Raw genomic sequence first — 24,508 nt, 5'->3', positions numbered from 1 at the left:
CCATGAAACCGCGACTGAGCGTGGTGGTGCCGTTCTACAACGTCGGTGAGTACATCGGCGACTGTCTGGACTCGATCGCCCGGCAGACCTGGGCCGACTTCGAGGCGATCCTGGTCGACGACGGCTCCTTCGACGACAGCGCTGTGGTGGCGAAGGAGTTCTGCACCAAGGACTCCCGGTTCCACCTCGTCCAGCAGGACAACGCCGGACTCGGGCCGGCTCGCAACACCGGCGTCGATCACGCCAGCGGCGAGTACGTCGCCTTTGTCGACAGCGATGACCTGGTCACACGGCACGGGTTCGGACTGCTGGTCCGGACGCTGGACCGTACCGGCTCGGACTTCGCCGGCGGCAACGCCCGGCGGTTCAACAACAGCTACGGCGTCCGGCCGTCGTACCTCCAACGGCAGTGCTTCACTCGGGACCGGTTCGCCACCCACGTGTCGGAGACGCCCGAGCTCGTGCTGGACCGGATGGTCTGGAACAAGGTCTACCGGCGTTCGTTCTGGAACGAGTACGGCTATCGCTTCCCGGCGATCCGCTACGAGGACTACCCGGTCACGCTGAAGGCGCACCTCGACGCGGTCACGGTCGACACGCTCGCGGCCCCGGTGTACTTCTGGCGCGAGCGGGAGTCGGGCGACTCGATCACCCAGCAGAAGTTCCAGCTCGCCAACATCCGCGACCGGGTCGTGTCGGCGGGCCTGGTGATGGACTTGGCCGATCGCGCTCTCCCGTCGATTCGCCAACGGCTGCACGCGCATTTCACCCAGATCGACCTGCCGGCGATGCTGTCGGCCTTCGGGATGGTGCCCGCGGAGGAGGAGCAACAGCTACTCGGGCTCACCCACGAGCTGCTCGACCGGCTCGACCAGCCGGCGCTCGACGAAGCCCCTCGCTTCGACCGGCTGCAGTTCGCGGCGCTCCGGGCCGGCGATGTCGAGTTGCTCCGGCGGCTCGCGCAGTACCGCAGTGACGGCGGACCGGTCGGCGACGTGCGTGCGGTACGTCGCTCGCGGAGCTGGCAGCTCGACTATCCGGGCGCGCGTGAGGCCGCCGTACCGCAGGAGCTGTATCAGGCGTCGGACGACGATCTGACGCTGGCGACGACTGTGCGCGAGGTCGCGTGGGTCGACGGCAAGCTGTCGGTCCAGGGCACAGCCGAGATCCGGCATTTGGCGACCAAACGATCCTCGAGCCTGCGGATCGCGCTCGTCATCGCCGGGCGCTCGTATCCCCTGCGAGTACGGCGATATCCCATGACAGACCTGCAGGGTGACGCGGCGTTGGTCGGTTTCGAGGTCTTGCTGGGCCGTGAGCTGCTGGCAAAATGCACGGCAGGTCCGGCGCATTTCGACGTACGGATGAGGTCGGGCCGCGTACGGCGGCGGGACACGTTGCGCGGGCAGGGGCCGGGCAGTCCGGGATGGCCGCCGGGGGCGTGGATCGACGAGACGAACTGGATCCAGCCGGGTCCGGGCAAGGACGGCGCGTTCGCTGTCCGGCGGCTGTCGGATCCATGCCGGTTGACGTCGGTCGAGCAGACACCGGCTGCGTTGGTGTTGCACGGGCGGTCGTCGTTCGAGCAGCCGTCGTTGTTCGTGACCCGGCCGGTGTCGGGCGGCGAGGAAGCGGTTCCGCTGGAGGTCGACGGGCGCGACTTCACCGCGCGGTTGCCGATCCGGCCGATCATCGAGGAGACGAACCCGGACGATCCCTTCACCCAGCGGACGACGCGGGCGTTCCGGCTGCGCGGTCGCGAGGGCGAAGAGCAGTTGCTGTTGTGGACAGCCGGCGACCGCCTGATCTCGCGAGCCGAGGGCGGCCGGGCGGTGATGCTGACGCGCTCCACCGGCGGGTACGTGAACCTGCACGAGTCGCCGATCCGTACGACGGCGACCGCTGCTGTTGCCGCGGGCAACATGTTGATGGTGCGTGGGCCCGATTGGGGTGACGTCGAGTTCGCGTGGCGGCGTTATCTGCCCAACTCCGACGACCACATCGACGTTGACTGCCGTCAGACCATCTCGGACGACGGCTGGGCGGCGGCCGTGGACCTGGACGCGCTGATTCCGGCCGAGTCCGCGGAGGACTGGATCCTGTTCGCGACAAAGCCGGACGGCACGTCCCACGCCGTCCAGTGCGAGCCCTTCCTGTCCAGCCGGTTGCCTCTGACGATCTCCCGTGGTGCGCACGTTCTCGCCGTACGACCACATGCGGGCACGCTGCACGTCGAGGTGCGTTAACCGATCAGAGCAGGTCCCAGGTCAGCGGAGTGCCGGCCTTGGCGTCGGTGCGGAAGGGGCGGCCCTCGACCTGGGTGAAGGCGTCGGGTGCGAGGCCGCCGGCGGGGCGGATGGAGCGGACGTTCCCGGGGCCGACAACATCGCCGGCCTTGACGTCCTGGGTGACGTGCAGGGAGCGGCGGAAGCGGAGCACGTTCTGCTCGGCTTGTTTCGGGCCGATGACCGGTTCGCCGAGCGCGAGCTGGGCGATGCGAGTGCTCTCGACCAGGAGCTCCAGTTCGCCCGGCTCGAGGGAGAACGCGGAGTCGACGCCGCCGTCGATGCGCTTGAGGGTGACGTGCTTCTCGATCACGGTCGCACCGAGGGCGACCGCGGCGATGGCGGCGCCGATCCCCATGGTGTGGTCGGAGAGGCCGACCTGTACGCCGAGGGCGTCGCGCAGCACCGGAATCGCGCGCAGGTTGGACTGCTCGGGCGGCGCCGGGTAACTCGCCGTACAGGACAGCACGATGATCTGCTCGTTGCCGGTGGAGCGGGCGGCGCGGACCGCGGCGTCGATGTCGGTCAGCGTCGCGGAGCCGGTGGAGATGATGATCGGCTTGCCCGTCTCCGCCATGCCGCGGACCAGCGGGAGGTCACCGATCTCGTTCGAGGCGACCTTGTACGCCGGGACCTTCAGCCCCTCCAGGAAGTCGATCGCGGTCCGGTCGAACGCCGAGGAGAACGCGACCAGCCCGAGCGACGCGGCCAGCTCGAACAGCGGCCCGTGCCACTCCCACGGCGTGTGCGCCTCGTGGTAGAGGTCGTACAGCCGCGCGTCGCTCCACAACTCGTGCTCGGCCGGCAGCCGGAACGCGGGCAGGTCGACGTCGAGCGTCATCGTCTCCGCGGTGTAGGTCTGCAGCTTCAGCGCCTGCGCACCCGACTCCGCGATCGCCCGGACGATGTCCTTCGCCCGCTCCAGGTCGCCGTTGTGGTTGCCCGACATCTCCGCGATGACGAACGGCTGGTGGTCCGGCCCGACCGGCACGCCGCCGATCTCGATCGTGCTCACTGTCTGTTCCCCTGACTGCGGTCGTTTCTTCGGTCCTGCTTGCGCAGGCTGATCGGAATCACGATGATCTCGCGGCCGTCGGCGTAGCGCTGCTCCGGCGTCCCTTCGGTGAAGCGGAACCGCCGGTTCATCTGCCGCACTACCGTATTGTGCTCCAGCACCTCGCCGGTGAGCACATCGAGCCCGAGGTCGTCGAACGCGTACGCCGTCGCCTCGCGCATCACCTCGATCCACGCGGGCAGTGTCTGGCCGCGCTCGGCCAGGCCGTCCGCGTCGAGGAAGAAGCCCCACGCTCCGGCAGGTCCGTCGAGGTCGAAGAAGTTCACCACGCCCGCGGTCACGCCGTCGCGGGTGTAGATCAGCACCCGGCGGGTCGGGTCGGCCGACGTCTTCGCCCACCACGCAGCGTGTTCGTCCGCTGAGATCTCGTGGGAGGTGATGCTGACCTCACGGTTGGCCTGCTGGTTGCGGAGCCGCCGGATGGTGTCGAGGTCGTCCTCGGTCGCGGTGCGCAGCATGCACCCAACCTAGCGTCTTCTCTGAAGCGCCTTCATGTGTAAACATCTTTCCACTTCGTCCGGAGCGATAGTCGGAGAGTGACATGAGAGTCTGGCGAGTCATGGGTGTCCTCGGTGCCACGGCAGGGCTGCTGCTGAGCGGATTGACCGGTACGGCGTCAGCCGCGCCGGCGGCGTCCACGGACGGGAGCAAATGCGCGGCGAACCCGGCCACGCCGCTCCGGCAGTTCCGTGCATCCTGGGTGGCCTCGGTGGTGAACATCGACTGGCCGTCGAAGACCGGTCTGACCCCGGCGCAGCAGCAGGCGGAGCTGATCGGCTGGTTCGACGACGCGGTCCGCCAGCACCACAACGCCGTCGTACTGCAGGTCCGCCCGACCGCGGACGCCTTCTGGCCGTCCACGGTCGAGCCCTGGTCGCAGTACCTGACCGGCCATCAGGGCGGTGACCCCGGCTACGACCCGCTGGCCTTCGCGGTGGCCGAGGCCCACAAGCGGAACCTCGAACTGCACGCCTGGTTCAACCCGTACCGGCTGTCGATGGGCACCGACATCAACGCGCTGGTGCCCGAGCACCCGGCCCGGCAGCACCCGGACTGGGTCGTCTCGTACGGCGGCAAGCTGTACTACAACCCCGGCATTCCGGCAGCCCGCAAGCTGGTCGAGGACGCGATCATGGACGCGGTGTCGCGCTACGACATCGACGGCGTCCACTTCGACGACTACTTCTACCCGTATCCGGTGGCCGGCCAGGTCTTCGACGACGCCGCGACATTCGCGCAGTACGGCGCCGGCTTCTCCAACCTGCAGGACTGGCGGCGGAACAACATCGACCTGCTGATCCAGGAGCTGGGCCAGAAGATCAAGGCGATCAAGCCGTGGGTGAAGTTCGGCATCTCGCCGTTCGCGGTCTGGCGGAACAAGGCGACCGACCCGGAGGGCACCGACACCACCGCCGGCGTGCAGACGTACGACGACCTGGCGGCGGACACCCGCAAGTGGGTCCGCGAGGAGTGGATCGACTACATCGTCCCGCAGGTCTACTGGGCCGGTGGGTTCGCGCCGGCCGACTACAACAAGATCGTCCCGTGGTGGGCCGATCAGGTCCGCGGCACCCATGTGCACCTGTACATCGGCGAGGCGACGTACAAGGTCGGTACGTCGACCCAGTCGCCGGACTGGGCGGATCCGCTCGAGCTGAGCGACCACCTGGCGTTCGACAGCGCGATCCCCGAGGTGAAGGGCAACATCTACTTCTCCGCGAAGGACGTCCGCGCTGACCGCCTCGGTGCGACCACACTGCTGAACAACACCTGGTACACCCGCCCGGCGCTCATTCCCGCCATGCCGGCGCTCGACTCGCGTGCACCGCTCCCGGTCCACGCCGTCCAGGCCATTCGGACCAGCAGCGGCGTACAGGTCAAGTGGCGCCGTACGTCGGGTGACACCACGTCGTACGCGATCTACCGGCGTGAGCTGCTGGGTGGCGACCACTGCCCGGACAACGACGCTCGCAACCTGATCGCGACGGTCCGGTCGAGCGGGGCTGCGCAGTCCTACCTGGACACCACGGCGACGCCCGGCAAGATCTACCTGTACTCGGTCACCGCGCTGGACCGTCTCGCCAACCAGAGCATCCCGATCCCGGCGGTGTCCCTGCGCTGACGGTCAGGGAGTCTGCGTCGCGAAGCCTGTGGTGCCCGTCGGGAAGGTCTGCGTGGGGAAGCTGGGCGTTTGGGTCGGGAAGCTCGAGGTCCCGGTGGGGAAGCTGGGGGTCCCCGCCGGGAAGCTCGGGGTCCCTGTCGGGAAGCTCGGGGTCCCTGTCGGGAAGCTCGGCGTCTGTGACGGAGTCCCCGTGGGTGATGGGCTTTGGGACGGGAACGGGTTGGCCGGCGGCGGTGGGTAGAGCTGGTAGACGCGGACCGAGCCGTACTGGAAGCGGAGCTCGGTCAGGCGGTCCAGGTTCTTCGGCGGTGCGCTGACGCGTTCGTCCAGCAGCAGCCACTGCACGCCGTACTTGGTCCGCAACGTCTCCAGGTTCTCGCGCGTGGGGTCGGTGAACACCTCGTCGTTCAGCCGGAGCGTCTCCTCGTTCCAGTACTTGCTTTGCACGCCGTCCGGGTACGTGTCGTCCACTCTGGTCTGGTAGGCCCATCCCTGCACGAGCACCCGGCGTTCGGCGTACCCGGAGATCCAGTACGAGCCGGTGAGGCAGTGCGAGGCGCGGGCGCGGTGGCAGTGCAGGTTGGTGGCGATCAGGTCGTCGGACCCCGAGTTCCGCCGGATGAACCGTGCCGCGTCGATCCCGCCCGGTGCGATCGACTCGTACTCCGTCAGCGGTGGCGTGGCGAACTTGCGCAACGACACCACCGTCGGCGACACCGTCGTACCCAGCAGCACCGCGACAGCGATGAGAGCCCAGGTACGACGTGAGCCGCGCAGGACGAGCCCGAAGACGCCGACGCCGATCGCTGCGATGACCAGTGCGACGACCAGGCCCTGCCCGAAGCAGTTGGCCGACGTACATGCATCGTCCGACCGGTAGCGACCCCAGTAGATCGCGGCGACCCCGATCAGGAGTGCAACGGCCGCGATGGCGAACTGCCGGCGCTCCAGCGACGCCAGACCCCAGGTGGCCAGCAGAACGCCGTAGATGAAGCCGGTGCGGACGAAGAAGAGCTGCGTCAGGCCGTCGTCGTACAGCACCGCGGCGGCCGCGATCGCAGCGAGGAAGCCGGCGACGAGGAACAGCGGCATCGGGTCGCGGCGCACGCGTCGCTTGATCAGTAGCGCGCCGACAGCAGGCATGACCCAGCCGAGCACGACGACAACGCCGATCACCGCGACCGCGGACCCGCCACCCATCCTGTCGGCCAACTGGTCGAACGTCGTACCCGGCTTGAAGAGGACGCTCGACACTCCTCCGCCCAGTACGACGAAGAAGGTCAGTACGTACGCCGCCGCAACGCTCACACCGAGCACCAGCGCACGGAGGTTGAGACGCCCGGCCCGGACAGTCAGGTAGATCCACGCTGCAGCCAGTCCGGCGGCGTAGATCGGGAGAGTGGTTTCTTTCGTCAGTGCAAGGGCCGCGATGAGCACACCGGCCGTGACGAACAGCCGGAACAACTGACCCTTCGTCTGGCCGGGCTTCCGCCGCAGAAGCAGGGTGGTGACCGCGATGAGCGGCAGCAACAGCACTGTGGAGAACGCCTGCGGTGGATTGGTCAGTTGACCGAGCGAGAACGGGCTCTCGGTGAGGACACGGTCAGACACGGCCCACGGCCAAGCGGTGAGGTCCCCGGCGACAACAGTCAGCCCAGCTGCGATGGGCGCTGCGACCGCGCGGCCGGTGAACAGCATGCCGACGGCTGCTGCACCGAGCACGGTCAACAGGATCCAGGCGAACGGCGCGATCCGGTGCGTCAGGACGTCGAGAGGGATGTTCGTGAGCCAGTGCGACGAGGCGATCTCGTCGTACGCCGCCCAGTGGCCGGTCAGCCATCTCCCGTCCGCGTACGGGACCTTCGGCGGGAAGTGGTGCGTGAGCTCACCGGCGAGCGCGAGATTGTGCGGTGCGTCAGAGTTCGGCCGCAGTGCACTCGCGCCGTTCAGTGGAATGAGTTGCGAGCCGACCCGCACGAACCACGCGGCCGCAACGCCTACCGCCACCATCACGCCGGCCGTTGCCCACCACGGGGTCGGTCGCTCGGGCAGCTTGCGGCGTGGCAGAGCGCGGTACACCCCGACCGCCAGCGCAGGCATCAGCAGCGCCGCGAACGGCATCTTGAACAGCATCCCGATCGGGTACAGCAACGTCTCGACGGCCAGTCCGAACGCCGTCCCCAGAACTGCGTCCGCCAAGAACCATCCGGTCCCGCCGGTGAGCCGACGCCAGAACATCGTGCCCGGGATGGCGATGATGATCAGGAGATAGCCGAGATACGCGGCCGGCATCCAGGGCGGATGCTCCTGCAAGGCGACGAACCAGGCCAGCGGAAGCACCGGCAGGCTCACCATCGCGGCCACGCGCGTCCCCCGGCCCGGTGTGGTCACCGGTGCAGTGTATGGGTCACCGGAGTCGCCCGAGACGTTTACCCGTGGCGCGATCCCCATTACACTCAGTAATCTCCCAGCTCTCGTACGGTTCGGGAGGTTCGATGGCCGCCCTCCACATCGCCGGTCTGCCGGTCGAGGAGATCCTGCTCGCCGCCGTCGCGGCCGCGTCACCGCTGATCGCCTTGATCGGCTGGGAAATCTCGAGCCGGGTCAAACGACTGAAATCCCTGGTCCGGCGTCGCGCCATCACCCCGCCGCCGGAGCCGCCGCGAGCCGGCGAGCGCACAAGCTAGGCTTTGGCCTCATGAGTTCGATAGCGCGTGGCAGGGTCAGGGAGTTGATGGGCGAGGTGATGACGGCGCAGGGAAAGAACTTGCCGGGCGACGACACCGCCGATCTGCGAGAGATCGGGTTCCGGTCGCTGGACTTCTCCGAGCTGGCCCTCCGGGTAGAGGACGAGCTGGAGGCCGAGCTGAACTTCGATGCCCCCGGGCTGCGCCGGATCGCCACTGTCGGCGATGTGCTGGACTTCATCGAGCAACTTCAGTCGGCGTGACCGCACCGCGCCGGACCACCGCTCTCATCGGTGACGACAACACAGTGGTCGTCGCGGGTAAGAGCCTGACCTGGCGGACCCTGCACAAACTTCCGCAACTGCCCTCACCGGCCGCCGTCCTGGTCGACAACGGCGCCGACGCTCTCGCCGCGCTGCGTCACCACGCGGTCCATGGCACCGAGCTCCTGGTCGCCACCTCGTCGCGCGTCGACAACCGGATGCGCGAGGAGCTGGGTGAGTCCGGATTCGCCATCGTTCTGCCCACTGGGGAAGTGACTCCGGCGAAGCTCAAGCGCGTCGAGGAGTCCGGCCGCGCCTGGCTGCTCACCTCCGGCTCGACCGGCCGTCCGAAGCGCATCGGTCACACCCTGGAGTCCCTGACCACAGTCACCGGCGACCAGCCACCGCGCACCTGGCTCCTGCCGTACTCACCCGGCACGTATGCCTGGTGGCAGGTCGTCACGCTCTCGCTGACCCACGCCGATCAGGGCGTGGTGGCGATCGAGCCGGACGAGCTCGAGGACTGGCCGTCGATCGCCGCCACGCATGGCGTCACCGCGGCGTCCGGGACGCCGACCTTCTGGCGCCAGGCGATCTACCGTGACGCCGACGCGTTGGCCGCCGTACCGCTGGAGCAGATCACGCTCGGCGGCGAACCCGTCGACCAGGCGATTCTCGACCAGCTGCGCGAGATCTTCCCGAAGGCCCGGATCTCCTGGATCTACGCGTCCTCCGAGGTCGGTGCGTCGATCGTGGTGCACGACGGCAAGGCCGGATTCCCGCGGGAGTGGCTGGATCGCAAGCCCGATCCGGACCGCCCGATCCTCTCCACCGACGGCGACGAACTCGTCATCCGGTCACCGCATCATGGTGCGGGTCTGGTCGGTGCGGTGCACACCGGCGACCGGGTCGAGTACGCCGGCGACCGGGTGCTGATCACCGGCCGGTTGGACACCGACGAGATCAACGTCGGTGGGTCGAAGGTGTCGGCAGGCGTCGTACGCAACGTGCTGATGGGTCACCCCGGTGTCTCGTGGGCGCGCGTGTTCGCGCGCAGGGCGCCGCTGGTCGGCCGGATGGTGGCCGCCGAGGTGGTGCGGAATCCGACCCTGGGTCCGCTCACCCACAACGACCTGGTCCAGTGGTGCTCGAGCCGTCTGCCGGATTACGGCGTACCGCGGCGGATCACCTTCCTCGACGAGATCCCGCAGAAGGAAACCCTGAAGAGCGATGTCTGAACCCAGCGTGATTCCGCCCGCGTCGGTCGTGCTGGTGTCGGGCGGCTCGCGCGGCCTCGGGCTCGCGATCGTCACCGACCTGCTCACCAACGGCGTGAAGGTCGCCGCGTTCGCCCGGACCGTGACGCCGGAGCTGACGGCGCTCGGCGAGAAGTACCCGGATCACTTGTACTACGGGTCCGTCGACATCAACGATGCCCAGGCCGGGCAGGCGTTCGTACGGGCGGTGGAGACCGCACTCGGACCGATCGACGGTCTGGTCAACAACGCCGCGATCGGCCAGGACTCGCTGCACGTCCACACCTCGGCCGACCAGCTCGCCGAGATCATCACAACGAACCTGACCTCGCCACTTGTCCTGACCCGGTTCGTACTCCGCCGGATGCTTGCCAAGGGCCTGAAGGGCCGGATCGTCAACGTCACCTCGATCTGCGCGCAGCGCGGCTACCCGGGCCTGGTCGCGTACTCCGCCACCAAGGGCGGCATGGACGCCGCCACCCGCTCACTCGCCCGCGAACTCGGCGGCCGCGTGCTGGCGAACGCGGTCGCGCCCGGCTTCTTCGCCTCGGAGATGTCCGCGGTCCTTGGCCAGACCCAGCTCGACCAGATCGTCCGCCGCACTCCGACGGGCCACCTGACCGAGCCCGACGAGGTCGTCCCCGTCGTCCGCATGCTCCTGCTCGACCAGACCAACATCAACGGCCAGGTCCTGGTCGTCGACGGCGCCGCCTCGATCTGACCCCTGCCCGTCTGCCTGGCTGACCTACCGGATGGTGGGTTTGCCCCTCGGAGTCCCGGGTGCAAACCCACCGTGGCGTGGGTCAGCCAGGCAGACGGGGAAGCGTCGTCGGTCAGGCCGGCTTGATGTTCTGGTTGCGGTGGAACACGTTGTCCGGGTCGTACTTCGCCTTGAGCTGCGCGAGCCGGTCGTACTTGTGGCCGTACGACGCCCGCAGCCGGTCCTCGTCCGGGTCGGTCATCCCGTTCACGTAGCCGCCGATGCCACTCGCATGCGGCTGCAACCCGTCCCACAGGCCGCGGACCCAGGCCCGCTCCGCGTCGAACATCGACGGCTCGGGGCAGATCGCGATCGAGAAGACCGCGTACCGCTCGGTCCGTCCGCCGCCGAAGGCGGTGGCGTCGTCGTCGGCCTCGAGGTAGCCACCGTCGAGGTGGTAGAACAGCACGACCGACATCGGCGAGGTCTTCCGCGGCACCTGTTCGGTGATCACATCGATCGCGCCGTCGGTCAGCGCGTCGAGGTAGATGCCCTTCTCGTAGTTGTAGCGGCCCCAGTCGTTCGCCTCGTCCAGCATCTGCTGCAGTGCGACGTACGGCATCGGTGACGCGAACTCGAACAGCGGCGGCAGCGCGGTGCGGATGCGCTCGAGTGCGTCGGCGTGCTCCTGCGGGGAGCCGAAGCCGACCACGACCAGCGCGTAGCCGGGCTTGAAGTGGTGCTCCGCCGGAACGAACGGCGCGGGTGGCGCGTTCAGGCAGGCGATCACCACGTTGAGGTCCCGCGGCAGGCTCGGGATGACGTCGCGCGCCATCCGCAGCGCCTCGGCGCCCTGGTCGAGGCCGAAGAAGATCATGCCCACTTGCACCATCGGTCCGGCCTCGTGCAGCCGGAACTCGAACTCGGTGACCACGCCGAAGTTGCCGCCGCCACCGCGGATCGCCCAGAACAGGTCCGGGTTCTCGTCCTCGGCCGCCCGCAGGATGCTTCCGTCCGCGGTGACGACCCGCACGGACTCCAGGTTGTCGATGCTGAGGCCGTACTTGCGGGTCAGCCAGCCCATGCCGCCACCGAGCGTCAGCCCACCGACACCGGTGTGGCTGATCATGCCGGCCGGCACGGCCAGGCCGTGGGCCTGCGTGGCCGCGTCGAGATCGCCGAGCAGTGCACCGCCGCCGACGCGGGCGCGGCGTGCCTCCGGATCGACCGTGACCTGGTTCATCCGGGTCAGGTCGATCATCAGTCCGTCGTCGACCGACGACGCCCCGGACATGCTGTGTGAACCGCCGCGGACGGCGATCTCCAGGTCGTTCGCGACGGCGAACCGGACCGCGGCCTGGACGTCTTCGGCGGTCCGTGGCTGGGCGATCACCGCCGGACGCCGGTCGTGGTGCGCGTTCCAGAGCCGCCGCGCGTCGTCGTACCCCGCGTCGTCCGGCGCGAGCACGGTCCCCTCGAGCGCCGCGCGTAGTTCGTCGAATCCAGCTTCCGCAAGCTGAGTCATTGCGTTTCCTCCCCGATTTGGTGCTGTCAGGCTAGTGCCCGTTCCCCCTGCGACAGCGTCCTTTTGGGCAGATCTTCGTGCGCTGTCTTCAGCCAGGCTTCAGAAACGCCGGGTTTTCCACAAGGGATCGCAGTCCCGTTTGGGCGGGAACTTCGCCGGGTGTCAGACTCGACCGCGTGAGTGACGACGAGATCCTGCGATTGTTGCCGATCGCGGCCGCCGTCGTTGCCCTGCGCGACGATCGCGCCGACGCCGAGCTGGCCCGCCTCGGTGCGTACGACGAGCGCGACCAGGCGCAGGTCGATCGTTGCCTGCAGAGGTTTCTGACCGGCCTGCTCCGTGCGACGTGGGAGCGCGGCTGGTCGCCGGCCGATGTCGTCCAGCACGGGCGACGGCAGCTGGACTCGGGTGTCGAGCCGCTCCTCCTGGCCGCGATCTCCGCCGAACACCAGGCCTACAAGCCCGCCACGATCGACCCGGGCTGGCTCGACCAGCTCACGGACCTCGGTGTCTCGCCACCGTTCACCGGCCTCGACCTGACCGCTTGGGCCGCGGAGGCCCGCGTCGGCCGCTACCTCACCCTGCACCACGCCCTTTCCCTGGCAGGCTTCCTCCAGACCCTTCCGATCCTCGCCCGCCTCTACCCCGTCCCTGGTACGCCGGTCCGCCGCGGCGAACATCACGTCGTACCGGTGAACGGGAAGGTGCTGGCGCGGATCCGGGGCCTGCTCGCGAAGGCGGAGGCGACGGAGTTCCCGGACGAGGCGGAGGCGTTGTCCGGCAAGGCGCAGGAGCTGATGGCGAAGTTCTCGCTCGACAGTGCCCTGGTGGAGGCGGATCCGGCGGTGGAGATCCCCGATGACTCGGCCGGACGGCGACTGTGGGTCGACACGCCGTACGTGTCGGCGAAGGCGCAGCTGATCGGTGCCGTCGCGTCGGCGAACCGCTGCCGCACGGTGGTGATCGACGAGCTGGCGGTGGTCACCATCGTCGGTGCCGACCTGGATCTGCAGCTGACCGAGATCCTCAGCACTTCCCTGCTGGTGCAGGCGAATCGGGCAATGCTTGCTGCGGGCAAACACTTCGGCCGGCGCGGTGAGTCGCGGACCCGGTCGTTCCGGCAGTCGTTCCTGATGGCCTACGCGCAGCGGATCGGGGAGCGGTTGCAGGCGGCCGCGGCGGCGACCCAGGCCGCCGTACCAGAGGCCGACGCTGGGCGCCTGCTGCCCGTGCTGACGAGGCGAGAGGAACAGGTCGACGCGCTGTTCAGCAAGCTGTTCCCGAACACGACCACGCGGCGGACGCGGATCACCAACGGCGCCGGCTGGGAGGCGGGGCTGACCGCGGCCGACCAGGCCCAGCTCGAGGCCCGCCGGCAGGTTCGCCGGTGAGGGCGCACGAAACCACGATCCCCGGGGTACTGCGGATCGAGCTGGACGTGCAGCCGAACGACGACGGCTGGTTCAAGGAGAACTTTCACCGCGCCAAGTTGGAGCAGGCGGGAGTGCCTGCGCTGGATGCGGTGCAGCACAACGTGTCGTACTTCGCCGAGGCGGGGATCATCCGCGGGATTCACGCGGAGCCCTGGGACAAGTACCTGTCGCCGTCGGCCGGCCGGGTGTTCGTCGCGCTGGTGGATCTGCGCTCCGGCGAGACGTTCGGTGCTGTCGAGACATTCGAGTTGGAGGCCGGGCAGGCGCTCTACGTTCCGCGCGGGTGCGGGAACTCGTTCTGTACGCTGACGCCGCACACGGTCTACAACTTCCTCGTGAACGAGTACTGGTCGCCGGAGCGGATCACGGTCGACCTGTTCGACCCCGAGCTCGAGATCGACTGGCCGTTCCCGCGCCGGCAACTGAGCTGGACCGAACGCGACGCGGGCAACCCGACGCTGGCCGAGATCAGGATGCTGACTGAGGCCGGGAGCCGGCCGGCCTGAGGCCGCACAGGATGATGTCGAGCAGCCGCTGGGCCTGCTCGGGCTCCATGTCGCGGCTCATGTTGATCCCGCCGACCAGACGCATGATGTCGCCGAGGTCGAGCTCGGGCCGCACCTCGCCGGACGCCTTCGCCTTGTCCAGCAGCAGCTGACCGGCCTCCCGGACGTTGACCTTACAGGTCTGGAAGAACTCCGAGTCCTTGCCCAAGGCAACTGTGAGCTCACTGGCCAGGGACTTCTTGGAGATGGCGTAACCGACGAAGCTGCGCAGCCAGGCGGCCAGCGCCGCGAACGGCTCGAGCTCTTCGGCGAAGCCGTACGCCCGGTCGCAGACCGACTGGATCTCGTCCACGTAGACCGCCTCGAGCAGGGCGGTCCGGTTCGGGAACCGGCGGTAGAGCGTGCCGATGCCGACGCCGGCCCGGCGGGCGATCTCCTCCAGCGAGGTGTCGGCGCCGTTCTCGGTGAACGCCTCGCGCGCGGCCGTGACGAGCAGGTCGTAGTTCCGGGCCGCGTCCGAGCGGGTCGGCCGCATGGACGGCAGCGGGGGCGTGCTCATCAGACCTCCTCACGGATCGCAGCAGTCGAAGTTCCCGAAGAATATCGCTTGCAAAGCGGAGGGGGCCTCCGTATTGTATCCGGAGGAGCGCTCCGCTTTCTGTCTCAACTGTAGCCCCTCCGGGGTAAGGAGCAATATGTCGGCAACAGCCGCGGCGCCGTCCGGCGCCACCCCACGCACGCCCGCACGGCGGCCAGGGGTCGTTCTCGCGGTCATCCTGATCACGCAGTTGATGGTGATCCTCGACGGCACCGTGGTGAACATCGCGATGCCCAAGATCCAGCACGCGCTCGACTTCAGTCCGTCCAGCCTGTCCTGGGTGCAGAACGCCTACGCGCTCGCGTTCGGCGGTCTGCTCCTGCTCGGTGCCCGGGCCGGGGACCTGCTCGGTCGCCGCCGGGTGTTCGTCACCGGTATCAGTGTCTTCACGCTCGCTTCGCTGCTCGGCGGTCTCGCGCCGAGCGCGGAACTACTGCTCGCCGCCCGCGTCCTGCAGGGCATCGGCGGTGCCATCGCCGCCCCGGCCGCCCTGACCTTGCTCATGCTCACCTATCGCGAAGGCCCTGAGCGGCTGAAGGCGCTTGGCTACTACAGCCTGGTGTCCTCCGGCGGCGGCAGCGTCGGTCTGGTCCTCGGCGGGATGCTGACCGACTGGGCGTCCTGGCGCTGGGGTCTGTTTGTCAACGTGCCGATCGGCATCGGCCTGGTCATCGTGGCCCGGCGGGTGCTGACCGAGACCGAGCCGGAGACCGGCCGGTTCGACGTGGCCGGTGCGCTCACCTCGACACTCGGCATCACCTCGCTCGTGTTCGGGTTCATCCGGGTCGCCGAGGTCGGCTGGACGTCGGCCGAGGTCCTGGGTGCGTTCGCGGTCGGCGTGGTGCTACTGGTCACGTTCGTCCTGGTCGAGCGCCGGGTCAGCCACCCGATCGTGCCGCTGCGCCTGTTCCGGTCCGCCAGCCGGTCGGCGTCGTACCTGACCATGCTGCTGGTGGTCGGGACGATGTTCGGGATGTTCTTCTTCCTGACGCAGTACCTGCAGGGTGTGCTCGCGTTCAGCCCGCTGGCAGCCGGTCTCGCCTTCCTGCCGATGACCGGTCTGCTGTTCACCGCGTCGCGCGTGGTGCCGCGGCTGATCGCCCGGATCGACAGCGGCAAGCTGATGCTCACCGGGTCCACGCTGGTCGCGCTGGGAACGGTGTGGCTGACGCGATTGGACGCGAAGAGCACGTACCTCCCCGATGTGGTCGGTCCGATGCTGCTGTTCGGCATGGGCGCCGGGATGATCTTCATTCCGCTGGTCAGCCGGGCCATCTCGGGCGTCGCGCCGCAGGACTCGGGCGCAGCGTCCGGCATGCTGAACGTGGTCCAGCAGGTCGGCGGCGCACTCGGCCTGGGCATCCTGGTCACGATCTTCGGTACGGCGAGCCGCAACTCCACCTCGACCATCCCGCGCGAGGTGCTGACCGACGGCGTGCACGCGGCCTTTATCGGATCCCTGGTGTACGCCGTCCTGAGCCTGACGATGATCGTGGTCAGTGTCCGCCCGTGGAACTGGTTCCGGCGCGGTCCGGAGCCGCTCGAGGCGACTCCGGAGCCGGTCGTCGTGGACTCACACGTATAGGTCGTGGCTGGTGATCCCCCGCCTACTGCGCGGCACTCGGCACGGCATCTCGCCGCACTGGCCCGAAGGCCACGATGCTCCGCATCGAGACCTCCGTTCCAGCACGCCGAGCTACCGCACCGAGCACCTGCTCGCTACGGCGCGGGATCACCAGCCACGACCTGATCAGAGCGGCAGGCGGTAGGTGATCCACTTGCTGTGAATCGCGAAGCCGAGGCCTTCGTACAGGCCGAGCGCTCCAGTCGGGTTGTCGGCGTCGACGCCGAGACCCGCGCGCTGGAAGCCGGCCTGTACGGCCTCGGTCAGCACCTTGGCCAGCGTGGCCCGGGCCAGCCCGCGGCCGCGGTAGTTCCGCCGGGTCCCGACCTGGCCGATGTACAGCTCCTTGATCCCGGTGGCCTCGGTGTCCGCGACCCACTCGTAGCAGAGCACGTACGCTGCGATCGTGTCACCGTCCAGGACGACGTACGACTGTCCTCGGCGGAAGGCCCGGGAGCCGGTGACCCAGTTCTGCCAGCTCTCCGGGTCTCGCGGGGTCGAGCCCCAGTGGTCACGGAAGGCCTCGTTGTGGGTCACCCGCAGGTCCTCGTTCATCGCCGGGTCGAACTGCGCGAGCCGCAGTCCATCGGCGAGTTCGGTCTCGGGCACGACGGAATCCAGCGGGCGCTTCATGTCGAAGAAGTAGCGGCACTCCTCGAAGCCGAAGGTCCGCAGCAGCCGGTCGGCGCCGACGTTCGTGCTGATCGTGGCGGTGTTGATCTCGCCCTTGGTGTCCGGGTGCTTCCCGGTGTGGACCTCACCCGCGCGCTGAATCAGCCACCGCAGCAGCGCCGTACCGACTCCCTGCCTGCGCCACTGCGGATGGACAGTGCCCTCCGTGCGAATCCGGGCGACGTCCACCACCGAGCTCGAGGCGTACACCTTGCCGTACCCGATCATCCGCCCGCCGGCCCACAGCCCGACGGTGTCGCGGGCGGTGTCCAGCTGCGCATCCTCCAGCTCCTCGATCAGGTCGTCGGCGTCGTAGTTCTCGCCCTCCTGATCGACCTTCTCCCGCGCGGCGAGCAGCTCGGCCCACGCTTCCGCGTCGCCCTTGTCGATCGGGCGCGCGTCGAGCCCCTCCGGCCAGGTGATAGTCCCCATGGCCCGAAGGTACGGGGTGGCTCCGGCCGGAGCACCCGAATTACTGCAGTTGCTCGCAGAGCCACCGCACCGCGAGTGGGTAGCGGTACTCGATGCCGCCGTGAGTCCCTTCGAACAGCTCGAAGTGGACACGCTCCTCGGGTACGCCGGCCTTTTGGACCTCCCGGTGGAACGCGGTGGCACCGAAGTCGAGGTAGAACTCGTCCTGCTTCCCCGCATCGATCCAGACCGCCCGCAGTGAGCGCAGCGCGTCGGCGTACTGCGGCTGGCGGGCCATCTCGACCGGGTCGTTGGCCAGCCAGCGCTCCCAGACCTCCGGGATGATCCGGCCCAGGTCGTCGTACGGCAGGAGCACGGTGCCGTCGGGTTCAGCCGAGTACGCCGAGGAGTAGCCGTACATCTCCAGCATGTGCAGGTCCTCGTTCGTGGTCCGGCCCGCCTTGCCGGCGAACGCCTCGAAGAACTTCTCGTAGCTGCTGTCGTACTTGTCCCGCAGCGTCCGCGCCCGCGCGGGGAACTCCGGCGTGTAGCAGACGCCGAAGGCCGCGTCCCCGGCGTGCGTGGCCAAGGCGCCGAACACGTCCGGCCGCAGCATCGGCGTCACCATCGCGGTGTAGCCGCCGCTCGACTTGCCGGTGATCGCGCGGTGGTCGCGGTCGGCGATGGTCCGGTACTTCGCGTCGACCCAGGGCACGATCTCCTCGCACAGGTACGAGTGGTACTGCCCGGTGCCGGGGGAGTCGAGGCACTGGCTGCCGCCGTACCGCGTCCAGCTGTCCACGAACACGACGATCGCCGGCGGTACGTCGCCGGGTGCGAAGAGCGCGTCGAGCAACTCCGGGAACGGCTGCCGGAACGGCGTCCGGTTGAACCACATCCCGATGTGCCCGGTGTACCCCATCGTCACGTAGATCGCCGGGTAGCGCCGGTCCGAGTCGCCGTACCCCGGCGGCAGGTAGACGAGCACCGGCCGCTCGTGCGGATCACCCAGTGGGTTCCCGCGCAGCAAGGCGCTGTCGTACGTCGTCTGCTCGAACCGGCCGGCCAGATCCGCGGACCACGGCAACATGGGCAACTCCTTCGGGTGTCACAGGGCGACTGTCACAGGGCGACTGTCACATGGCGTCAGGGGCCGCGATACCGAGCAGGCCGAGTCCATCCTGCAACACTTTCCGGGTCGACACGCAGAGGGCGATTCGGCTGACCTTGGTCGCGCCCTCGCTGGTCAGCACCGGACACTGCTCGTAGAAGGTGGACAGCGCGGCGGCGACCTCGTACAGATAGGTGCAGAGCCGGTGTGGTTGCAGTGTCTCCGCGACCTGCGCGACCGTGCCGGCGAACCCGGTCAGCAGCAGTGCGAGTCTCACCTCGGCCGGGTCCTTGAGGTCGGTCACCTCGCCGTCGGATGCGCCGGCCTTGGTGAGCAGCCGGGTCAGCCGGGCGTGCGCGTACTGGAGGTACGGCCCGGTGTTGCCGGTCATCGCGACCATCCGGTCGAGGTCGAACACGTAGTCGTTGCCCCGGTCGCTGGACAGGTCGGCGTACTTGACCGCGCCGATGCCGACCGCGCGTGCGGTCGTCTGCCGGTCCACGCCGTCGCGACCCTCGAGTAGTGAATCGGCCCGCGCCACCGCCTCGTTGAGCAGGGCGGTCAGTTTCACCGTGCCGCCTGCCCTTGTTTTGAAGGGCTTTCCATTCGGCCCGAGTACGGTTCCGAAGCTGACGTGCTCGGCGGTTGTTGTCGGCGGCAACCAGCTGGCCGTCCTGGCCAGGGTGAAGATCTGGTCGAAGTGCAAGGACTGCCGGTGGTCGACGACGTACACGATCCGGCTGGCGTGCAGCGTGTTCACCCGGTGCCGGACAGCGGCGAGATCGGTCGCGCTGTAGCCGAAGCCGCCGTCGGACTTCCGCACGATCACCGGCAGCGGCTGACCGTCCCGGCCGAGGAACCCGGGCAGGAACGCGCACAACGCACCCTCGGACTCGGTCAGCAGACCAGCCGCGGACAGCTCGTCCACGATCGGCTGCAAGTCGTCGTTGTACGCACTCTCGCCGACCACGTCGTCCCGGGTCAGGGCGGATCCGAGCAGCGCGTACACCTGCTCGAAGTCGTCCAGCGAGACGTCGACCATCCGCCGCCAGATCGCCCGCGTCCCGGGATCGCCGGACTGCAGTGCTACGACCCGCAGCCGGGACCGGTCCGCGAAGGTGCCATCGGCATCGAAGTGCTTCCGGCTCCGCTCGTACAGCAGCTGCAATCCCTGCAGATCAAGGGATTCCGGGTCCAGTCCCTCGTCCTCGAGCTGCTCGATCATCATCCCGTACTGGGTGCCCCAGTCGCCGACATGGTTCTGCCGGATCACCTCGTAGCCGACGTAGCGCAGCACGTTGCAGAGCGCGTCGCCGATCACCGTCGACCGCAGGTGACCGACGTGCATCTGCTTCGCGACGTTGGGCTGCGAGTAGTCGACGACGACCCGCTCGCCGCGCGGCCCGAACGTCTCGGGCTCGTTCACCGCCGCGGCCAACGTCTCGGCCCGCAAGGTCAGGTTGACGAACCCGGGTCCGGCGATCCGCGGCGGCTCACACAGGTCGTCGACCTGTAGCTCCGCGACCAGGCGCGCGGCGATCTCCCGCGGCGGCCGGCCGAGGGCGTTCGCCAGCCGGAGCGCGAGGTTGGTCTGGTAGTGCCCGAACTCGGGTCTGGTCGCCGACCGCAGTTCGGGATCGAGTTCGCCGTACGACGGACCGAAGGTGGCCGCGGCGGCAGTGGACAGTCTGGTGGCCAGGACAGGCAGAACAGCGGACATGAAGGGTCCTTCAAAGACAGACGCACTGGAACAGGGACTGAGGTGTTCAGACAGTGCGTCGTCGTCGCAGGCTGAAGCGGGGGCGCAGGGCGCTCACGGACTTCAGGCTGATCGACATGTCAACCATTATGCATGAGAGTGTGGCGAGGCTGCCGGAGTGCGGTCGTGCAGAGGCACGATCGCCGGTACGTCGGTCTCACCGAGGAACACCCGGCGTACCACTCGTTCCGCCGCCCGGCCGTCGTCGAACTCGCAGAACTTCTCCCGGAACAGCTGCCGGTGCTTGGACGCCTCGGCTGACGCGAACGCACCGGTCTGCAGGATGGTCAGCAGCTCCTCCGGCGACCGCGCGACCAGCCCGGGCGGGAACTCGGTGATGTCGAAGTAGGTGCCGCGCCGGCGATTGTAGAAGCGCTGATCCTCGGCCAGCAGCACGACCGGGCGGTCCAGGTTCGCGTAGTCGAAGGTGATGGAGGAGTAGTCCGACACGAGGACGTCGGCGGCCAGCATCAGGTCCTCGACCCGCGGGTGCCGGGACGCATCGACCACTCTGCCGGAGTTGGCCTCCGGAGACGTCGACAACGAGTAGTGCGTCCGCACCAGCACCCGGCCATGCTCGCCGACCGCACCTGCCAACCGGTCGAGGTCGAGCTGGACGCCGGTGCCACCCAGGTCGACCACCCCGGTCGGAGTCCGGATCGAGTCGATCCCGTCGCGGAACGTCGGTGCATAGAGCACGACCAAGTGCGAGTCGTCGAAGCCGAACGACGCCCGGATCGCGCGGACCTCCTCGATGCCCGTGGTGAGCAGGCGGTCGTTCCGCGGGTAGCCGTACTCGAGCTCCTCGAAGTACGCCGGATAGGTCCGCTCCCAGATCTCCGACGAATACCGGTTGGAGGACAGGTTGAAGTCCCACCGGTCGACCTGGCGCATCAACTCGTCCAGGTCGAGGTCCTTCGCCGCCTGCGGGAAGTGCCGCAGGTCGGTGCCCATCGTCTTCAGCGGCGTACCGTGCTGGGTCTGCAGGTGGATCTGCCCGTCCCGCTTCTCCAGCTCCTTCGGCCAGTTCATGTTGCTGATGAAGTACATCGCCCGGTCCAGCAGTTTGCCGTACGCCGGGGAGCCCGCGACGACGTACTCGACACCCTCCGGGACGGCGGCCACGTGGTCGGAGTCGACGACCCAGACACCGCGCAGGTGCGGCGCCAACTCGGCCGCCTTCTCGTAGATCGCGCGCGGGTTGCACGCGTACTGCTTGAACCAGTAGGCGGTGTAGGCCGCGAGGTTCGGGTCGAGCTTGGCCCGGTGCAGCAGCTTGCCGACGGTCTTGCGCGGACTCGGGACCTGCAGCACCTTCGCACTCAGCTTGAGCGTGGAGTACGTCGCGTAGTCGTCGTGGATCAGCAGCCAGCGTTTGAAGCCGCGCCCGGTGCGGTCGGAGGTGTATCCCTCGGGCTTCCACCGCTTCGCGAACGCGTGCGCGGCGTGGAAGAAGTCGGCCCGCTCGTCCGGATCGATCCGCTCCGGCTTGGCCAGTACGGCGAGGATGTGGTCCAGCGACCGGTCGAACGCGAACCGCCGCCAGCCGGCCAGCTCCGGGTCGGACTGGATGAACGCGTGCACCCGGTCGTACTGGCGGAAGATGTCCCACTGCCTGCGACCGCCGGTGGCGTGGATGTTGCCGCCGGTCCGGTGCTGCCGGTAGTGCACGACCACCCGGTCGAGGGTGGCGATCCGCTCGGCGGTGAGCATCGTCGAGTAGGTCCACGGCGCGTCCTCGTAGAAGCCGTCCGTGAACGCGAAACCGTGCCGGCTGAGGAAGTCGCGCCGGCAGGCCTTGTTCCAGACCACCTCGAGGAAGGTGAGGAAGATCGGCCGCTCGGCGGCGGTGAACACCCCGGCGCCCTCCCGGGCGAACGCGTCGTGCCGCCGGTTGCCGACCACCCGGCCGTCCCAGAAGATCCGCTCGTAGTCGAACAGCACGATGTCCGGCCGGTCGGTGTCATCGATGCGGCCGGCGATCGCCTCCAGCGAGCCGGGCAGGTACAGGTCGTCAGCGTCCAGGAACAGCACGTACTCGCCGCGGCACTCCTTCAGCCCGGCGTTCCGGGCCAGGCCCAAACCGACGTTCTCGTCCAGATGCAGCGCCCGCACACGCGGGTCGGCCGCCGCGTACTCCGCCAGGATCCGGCCGGAGCCGTCCCGATCGGCGTCGTCCACCCCGATGATCTCGAAGTCGGTGAACGACTGGCTCAGCACCGAGTCCAGGCACGGTCGCAGCCAGGCCCGCGAGGCATGGCAGGGGACCACGATGCTGAACTTGGGGACGGTGCCGAGCGCCATGCCACGTCATCCTAGGGTGTCGCTGGTGGTCCCACGTCGTCGCGAGCAGGTGCTCGGCGCGGTAGCTCGGCGCGCTGGAGTGAAGGCCTCGATGCGGATCCATCATGGTCTTTGCTCCAGTGCGGCGAGATGCCGTGCCGAGTGCCGCGCAGTAGGCGTGGGACCACCAGCGACGCCCTAGGGTGCAGCTATGAGTGTTGATGTGTTCGAGCCACTGGGCGGGCTGGAGGGGGTCGGGTCGGCGGCCCGGGCGGCCCGGGACGCGGTCGACGTGCTGCTGCGGGACCGTGGTCTGCGCAAGGTCGGCTCGGACATGACCGCCGAGGCCCTGTTGCGCGGCGCCCACGCCTCCGCCGCGCTGGCCGGCAGCCCGGCGACGCTCGACGAGGTACGGCGTGGCGCCGCCGATGGACTGGCGACCGGAGCAGTCCGGATGACCGGTGAGCTGATGGCGCTCGCGCCGCGGGTGGACGCCGCGCCGGTGCAGGTCTGGACCAGACTGCACCAGTTGGCGGCCGCGGACCTCGGACCGGACGAGCAGCTGGGCCATCTGCGGACCACCCGCGAGCCACTACCTGACGACATCCCGGGACTGCCGCCGGCGCCGCCCGCGGACGAGATGTGGGAGCGGCTGAGCGCTCTCGCGCAGAACCTGACCCGCCCGACCACGGCGCCCGGCCTGGTCGTCGCGGGCATCGTGCACGCGGAACTGGCCGTCCTGCGCCCGTTCCCCACCGCGAACGGACTCGTCGCCCGGGCCGCCGAACGCTGCCTGTTGGTTGCCCGGGGCATCGACCCGGTCGGGGTCACGGTGCCGGAGCTTGGTCACTACGAGTTGGCCGGATCCTATGGATCGGGCCTCGGTGACTACGCAGCGCGAGGATTGACCGGGGTTCGTGACTGGTTATTGCGGACCTGCGAAGTCCTGACACTCGGTGCCGAACGGTCCCCGCTGGTCCGGTCGCAGTAACGTGCGAACGGCGTTCTCAGATGAGAACGCCGTCGCTGGCACGCCATCCTGGTTACCATGCGTGCACCTGTTTGCCGCCACAGGACTAGGCCTGGGTCGCGCTGCCCGGTTGGGATGGGCTGGTCGCCGCGTGGGTGCCTGGCTGCCGTGCAATCTCTACCGGACCCGGAGGTCCTTTGTGCTTCCTTTGTACTCCTGAAAACCCTTTCTGTGAAGGGGAAGCCAGGTCTTCATGCAGTTGAGAACAATGAAGCAACCTTCAGCTTTCCGGGCCGCCGCCCAGGCCGTCCGAGGCCGGCCGGGACCGCCGGCGCGACGCCAGCAGGAACACCCCGGCGGCCAGTCCGGCGACCAGGCCGGCCGCCATCGCGGGACGTCGTACCTCACGCAAACGTGACCGTTCGGCCAGGCCGACGGGCTCCTTGAAATCGAGGACCGGCCAGTCACGCTCGGCAGCGAGCCGCCGCAACGCCTTGTCCGGGTTGACCGCGTGTGGGTGACCGACCGTGGCCAGCATCGGTTCGTCGGTGATGGAATCCGAATAGGCGAACGAGTTCCCGAGGTCGTAGCCCTCGGCAAGGGCCAGCGCCTGGATCGCGGTCGCCTTGTTCGGGCCGTAGGCGTACTCCGCGATCTCGCCGGTGTACTTGCCATCGGCAACTACCATTCGGGTGGCGATCACCTTGTCCGCGCCGAGCATCGCGCCGATCGGCTCGACCACCTCGACGCCCGACGAGGACACGATCACGACGTCCCGGCCGGCCGCGTGATGCGCCTCGATCAGCTCCACCGCCTCGTCGTGGATCATCGGCGTGACGATGTGGTGGAGGGTGTCGGCGACGATCGCCTGGACCGTCCGAACGTCCCACCCGGTACACATCGCGGAGATGTATTCGCGCATCCGCTCCATCTGGTCGTGGTCCGCCCCGCCGAGCAGGTAGACGAACTGCGCGTACGCGCTCCGGAGCACCGTCCGCCGGTTGATCAGCCCGCCGGCATAGAACGGCCGCGAGAACGCGAGCGTGCTCGAACGGGCGATTATGGTCTTGTCCAGATCGAAGAAGGCGGCGGACCGAGTGGTCCCGAGGGGCTCCATGAGGTCGAGCATAGGCATCGGAGAGAAACGCCGAGGGGCCCGGGCTTTTGTGTCGGCCGGTCTCCCGTTAGACTGTTGGGCAGTGTGACAGTGACACTGGCTCGGGAGGCC

Annotated in this window: 20 protein-coding genes; 10 read left to right on the top strand and 10 right to left on the bottom strand. The window is 68.5% G+C overall.

The features are described from left to right. The first annotated feature begins 2 nt into the window (after nucleotides 1–2). Nucleotides 3–2,246, top strand: a complete 2,244-nt coding sequence (locus tag E0H75_RS01470) for a glycosyltransferase family 2 protein (protein WP_131511213.1) — start codon at nucleotides 3–5, stop codon at nucleotides 2,244–2,246. 4 nt (nucleotides 2,247–2,250) lie between these two features. Here E0H75_RS01470 and pseI read toward each other — a convergent pair whose 3' ends face one another. Together pseI and E0H75_RS01460 are read right to left on the bottom strand one after the other, a co-directional pair. Next, a complete protein-coding gene (gene pseI / locus E0H75_RS01465; protein WP_131511212.1) occupies nucleotides 2,251–3,300 on the bottom strand; it encodes a pseudaminic acid synthase in 1,050 nt (349 codons plus the stop codon). Then, nucleotides 3,297–3,818: a GNAT family N-acetyltransferase gene (locus E0H75_RS01460; protein ID WP_131511211.1), complete on the bottom strand. Its 522-nt coding sequence runs from the start codon at nucleotides 3,816–3,818 to the stop codon at nucleotides 3,297–3,299. The genes pseI and E0H75_RS01460 overlap by 4 nt, the downstream gene beginning before the upstream one ends. Nucleotides 3,819–3,901: 83 nt before the next feature. On the opposite strand from E0H75_RS01460, the gene E0H75_RS01455 reads away from it, so the two are divergent. Next, entirely contained in the window at nucleotides 3,902–5,482 is a 1,581-nt protein-coding gene (locus E0H75_RS01455) for a glycoside hydrolase family 10-like protein (RefSeq protein WP_131511210.1), read from the top strand. A 3-nt stretch (nucleotides 5,483–5,485) separates the two neighbouring features. On the opposite strand, the gene E0H75_RS01450 is transcribed toward E0H75_RS01455, so the two are convergent. Then, complete coding sequence (locus tag E0H75_RS01450) at nucleotides 5,486–7,873, bottom strand: hypothetical protein (RefSeq protein WP_238162756.1); 2,388 nt, start codon at nucleotides 7,871–7,873, stop codon at nucleotides 5,486–5,488. A gap of 104 nt (nucleotides 7,874–7,977) precedes the next feature. Here E0H75_RS01450 and E0H75_RS01445 point away from each other — a divergent pair, with 104 nt between their 5' ends. From E0H75_RS01445 to E0H75_RS01430, 4 genes are read left to right on the top strand one after another with little or no spacing between them, the layout of a single operon-like run. Further along, entirely contained in the window at nucleotides 7,978–8,169 is a 192-nt protein-coding gene (locus E0H75_RS01445; RefSeq protein ID WP_131511209.1) for a hypothetical protein, read from the top strand. Between the two features lie 11 nt (nucleotides 8,170–8,180). Continuing rightward, nucleotides 8,181–8,432 (top strand): phosphopantetheine-binding protein, encoded by a 252-nt coding sequence (locus E0H75_RS01440; protein ID WP_131361476.1) that lies wholly within the window; start codon nucleotides 8,181–8,183, stop codon nucleotides 8,430–8,432. Next, nucleotides 8,429–9,670, top strand: coding sequence for an AMP-binding protein (locus E0H75_RS01435; RefSeq protein WP_131511208.1), 1,242 nt, complete (start codon nucleotides 8,429–8,431; stop codon nucleotides 9,668–9,670). Before E0H75_RS01440 ends, E0H75_RS01435 begins: the two co-directional genes overlap by 4 nt. Next, on the top strand, nucleotides 9,663–10,409 hold the full coding sequence (locus tag E0H75_RS01430) for an SDR family NAD(P)-dependent oxidoreductase (protein WP_131511207.1): 747 nt from the start codon (nucleotides 9,663–9,665) through the stop codon (nucleotides 10,407–10,409). The genes E0H75_RS01435 and E0H75_RS01430 overlap by 8 nt, the downstream gene beginning before the upstream one ends. A 112-nt stretch (nucleotides 10,410–10,521) precedes the next feature. Here the strand turns inward: E0H75_RS01430 and E0H75_RS01425 are convergent, their stop codons facing one another. Further along, nucleotides 10,522–11,913, bottom strand: coding sequence for an FAD-binding oxidoreductase (locus E0H75_RS01425; protein WP_131511206.1), 1,392 nt, complete (start codon nucleotides 11,911–11,913; stop codon nucleotides 10,522–10,524). 176 nt (nucleotides 11,914–12,089) lie between these two features. Here E0H75_RS01425 and E0H75_RS01420 point away from each other — a divergent pair, with 176 nt between their 5' ends. Further along, complete coding sequence (locus E0H75_RS01420) at nucleotides 12,090–13,304, top strand: DUF2786 domain-containing protein (RefSeq protein ID WP_238162755.1); 1,215 nt, start codon at nucleotides 12,090–12,092, stop codon at nucleotides 13,302–13,304. Then, entirely contained in the window at nucleotides 13,301–13,852 is a 552-nt protein-coding gene (locus E0H75_RS01415) for a dTDP-4-dehydrorhamnose 3,5-epimerase family protein (RefSeq protein WP_131511205.1), read from the top strand. Before E0H75_RS01420 ends, E0H75_RS01415 begins: the two co-directional genes overlap by 4 nt. On the opposite strand, the gene E0H75_RS01410 is transcribed toward E0H75_RS01415, so the two are convergent. Then, complete coding sequence (locus tag E0H75_RS01410) at nucleotides 13,815–14,411, bottom strand: TetR/AcrR family transcriptional regulator (protein ID WP_131511204.1); 597 nt, start codon at nucleotides 14,409–14,411, stop codon at nucleotides 13,815–13,817. The genes E0H75_RS01415 and E0H75_RS01410 overlap by 38 nt on opposite strands. Before the next feature lie 136 nt (nucleotides 14,412–14,547). On the opposite strand from E0H75_RS01410, the gene E0H75_RS01405 reads away from it, so the two are divergent. Then, complete coding sequence (locus E0H75_RS01405; protein ID WP_131511203.1) at nucleotides 14,548–16,035, top strand: MFS transporter; 1,488 nt, start codon at nucleotides 14,548–14,550, stop codon at nucleotides 16,033–16,035. Nucleotides 16,036–16,200: 165 nt separating this feature from the next. Here the strand turns inward: E0H75_RS01405 and E0H75_RS01400 are convergent, their stop codons facing one another. The 4 genes from E0H75_RS01400 to E0H75_RS01385 all read right to left on the bottom strand — a co-directional run bounded on the left by E0H75_RS01400 (nucleotide 16,201) and on the right by E0H75_RS01385 (nucleotide 22,331). After that, nucleotides 16,201–17,178: a GNAT family N-acetyltransferase gene (locus E0H75_RS01400; RefSeq protein WP_131511202.1), complete on the bottom strand. Its 978-nt coding sequence runs from the start codon at nucleotides 17,176–17,178 to the stop codon at nucleotides 16,201–16,203. A 40-nt stretch (nucleotides 17,179–17,218) separates the two neighbouring features. Next, nucleotides 17,219–18,247, bottom strand: coding sequence for an alpha/beta hydrolase-fold protein (locus E0H75_RS01395; RefSeq protein ID WP_131511201.1), 1,029 nt, complete (start codon nucleotides 18,245–18,247; stop codon nucleotides 17,219–17,221). A 46-nt stretch (nucleotides 18,248–18,293) separates the two neighbouring features. Next, nucleotides 18,294–19,988, bottom strand: coding sequence for an arginine--tRNA ligase (gene argS, locus E0H75_RS01390; protein ID WP_131511200.1), 1,695 nt, complete (start codon nucleotides 19,986–19,988; stop codon nucleotides 18,294–18,296). A 126-nt stretch (nucleotides 19,989–20,114) separates the two neighbouring features. Beyond that, complete coding sequence (locus tag E0H75_RS01385; RefSeq protein ID WP_131511199.1) at nucleotides 20,115–22,331, bottom strand: bifunctional glycosyltransferase/CDP-glycerol:glycerophosphate glycerophosphotransferase; 2,217 nt, start codon at nucleotides 22,329–22,331, stop codon at nucleotides 20,115–20,117. A 190-nt stretch (nucleotides 22,332–22,521) separates the two neighbouring features. Between E0H75_RS01385 and E0H75_RS01380 the strand changes: the two genes are divergently transcribed. Further along, complete coding sequence (locus E0H75_RS01380; RefSeq protein WP_131511198.1) at nucleotides 22,522–23,301, top strand: Fic family protein; 780 nt, start codon at nucleotides 22,522–22,524, stop codon at nucleotides 23,299–23,301. Between the two features lie 259 nt (nucleotides 23,302–23,560). On the opposite strand, the gene E0H75_RS01375 is transcribed toward E0H75_RS01380, so the two are convergent. Next, complete coding sequence (locus tag E0H75_RS01375; RefSeq protein ID WP_131511197.1) at nucleotides 23,561–24,409, bottom strand: HAD family hydrolase; 849 nt, start codon at nucleotides 24,407–24,409, stop codon at nucleotides 23,561–23,563. Nucleotides 24,410–24,508: the final 99 nt, after the last annotated feature.

Source organism: Kribbella capetownensis (genome assembly GCF_004331485.1).
Classification (GTDB): Bacteria; Actinomycetota; Actinomycetes; order Propionibacteriales; family Kribbellaceae; genus Kribbella; species Kribbella capetownensis.
This window is presented reverse-complemented; position numbering and strand designations above follow the sequence as displayed.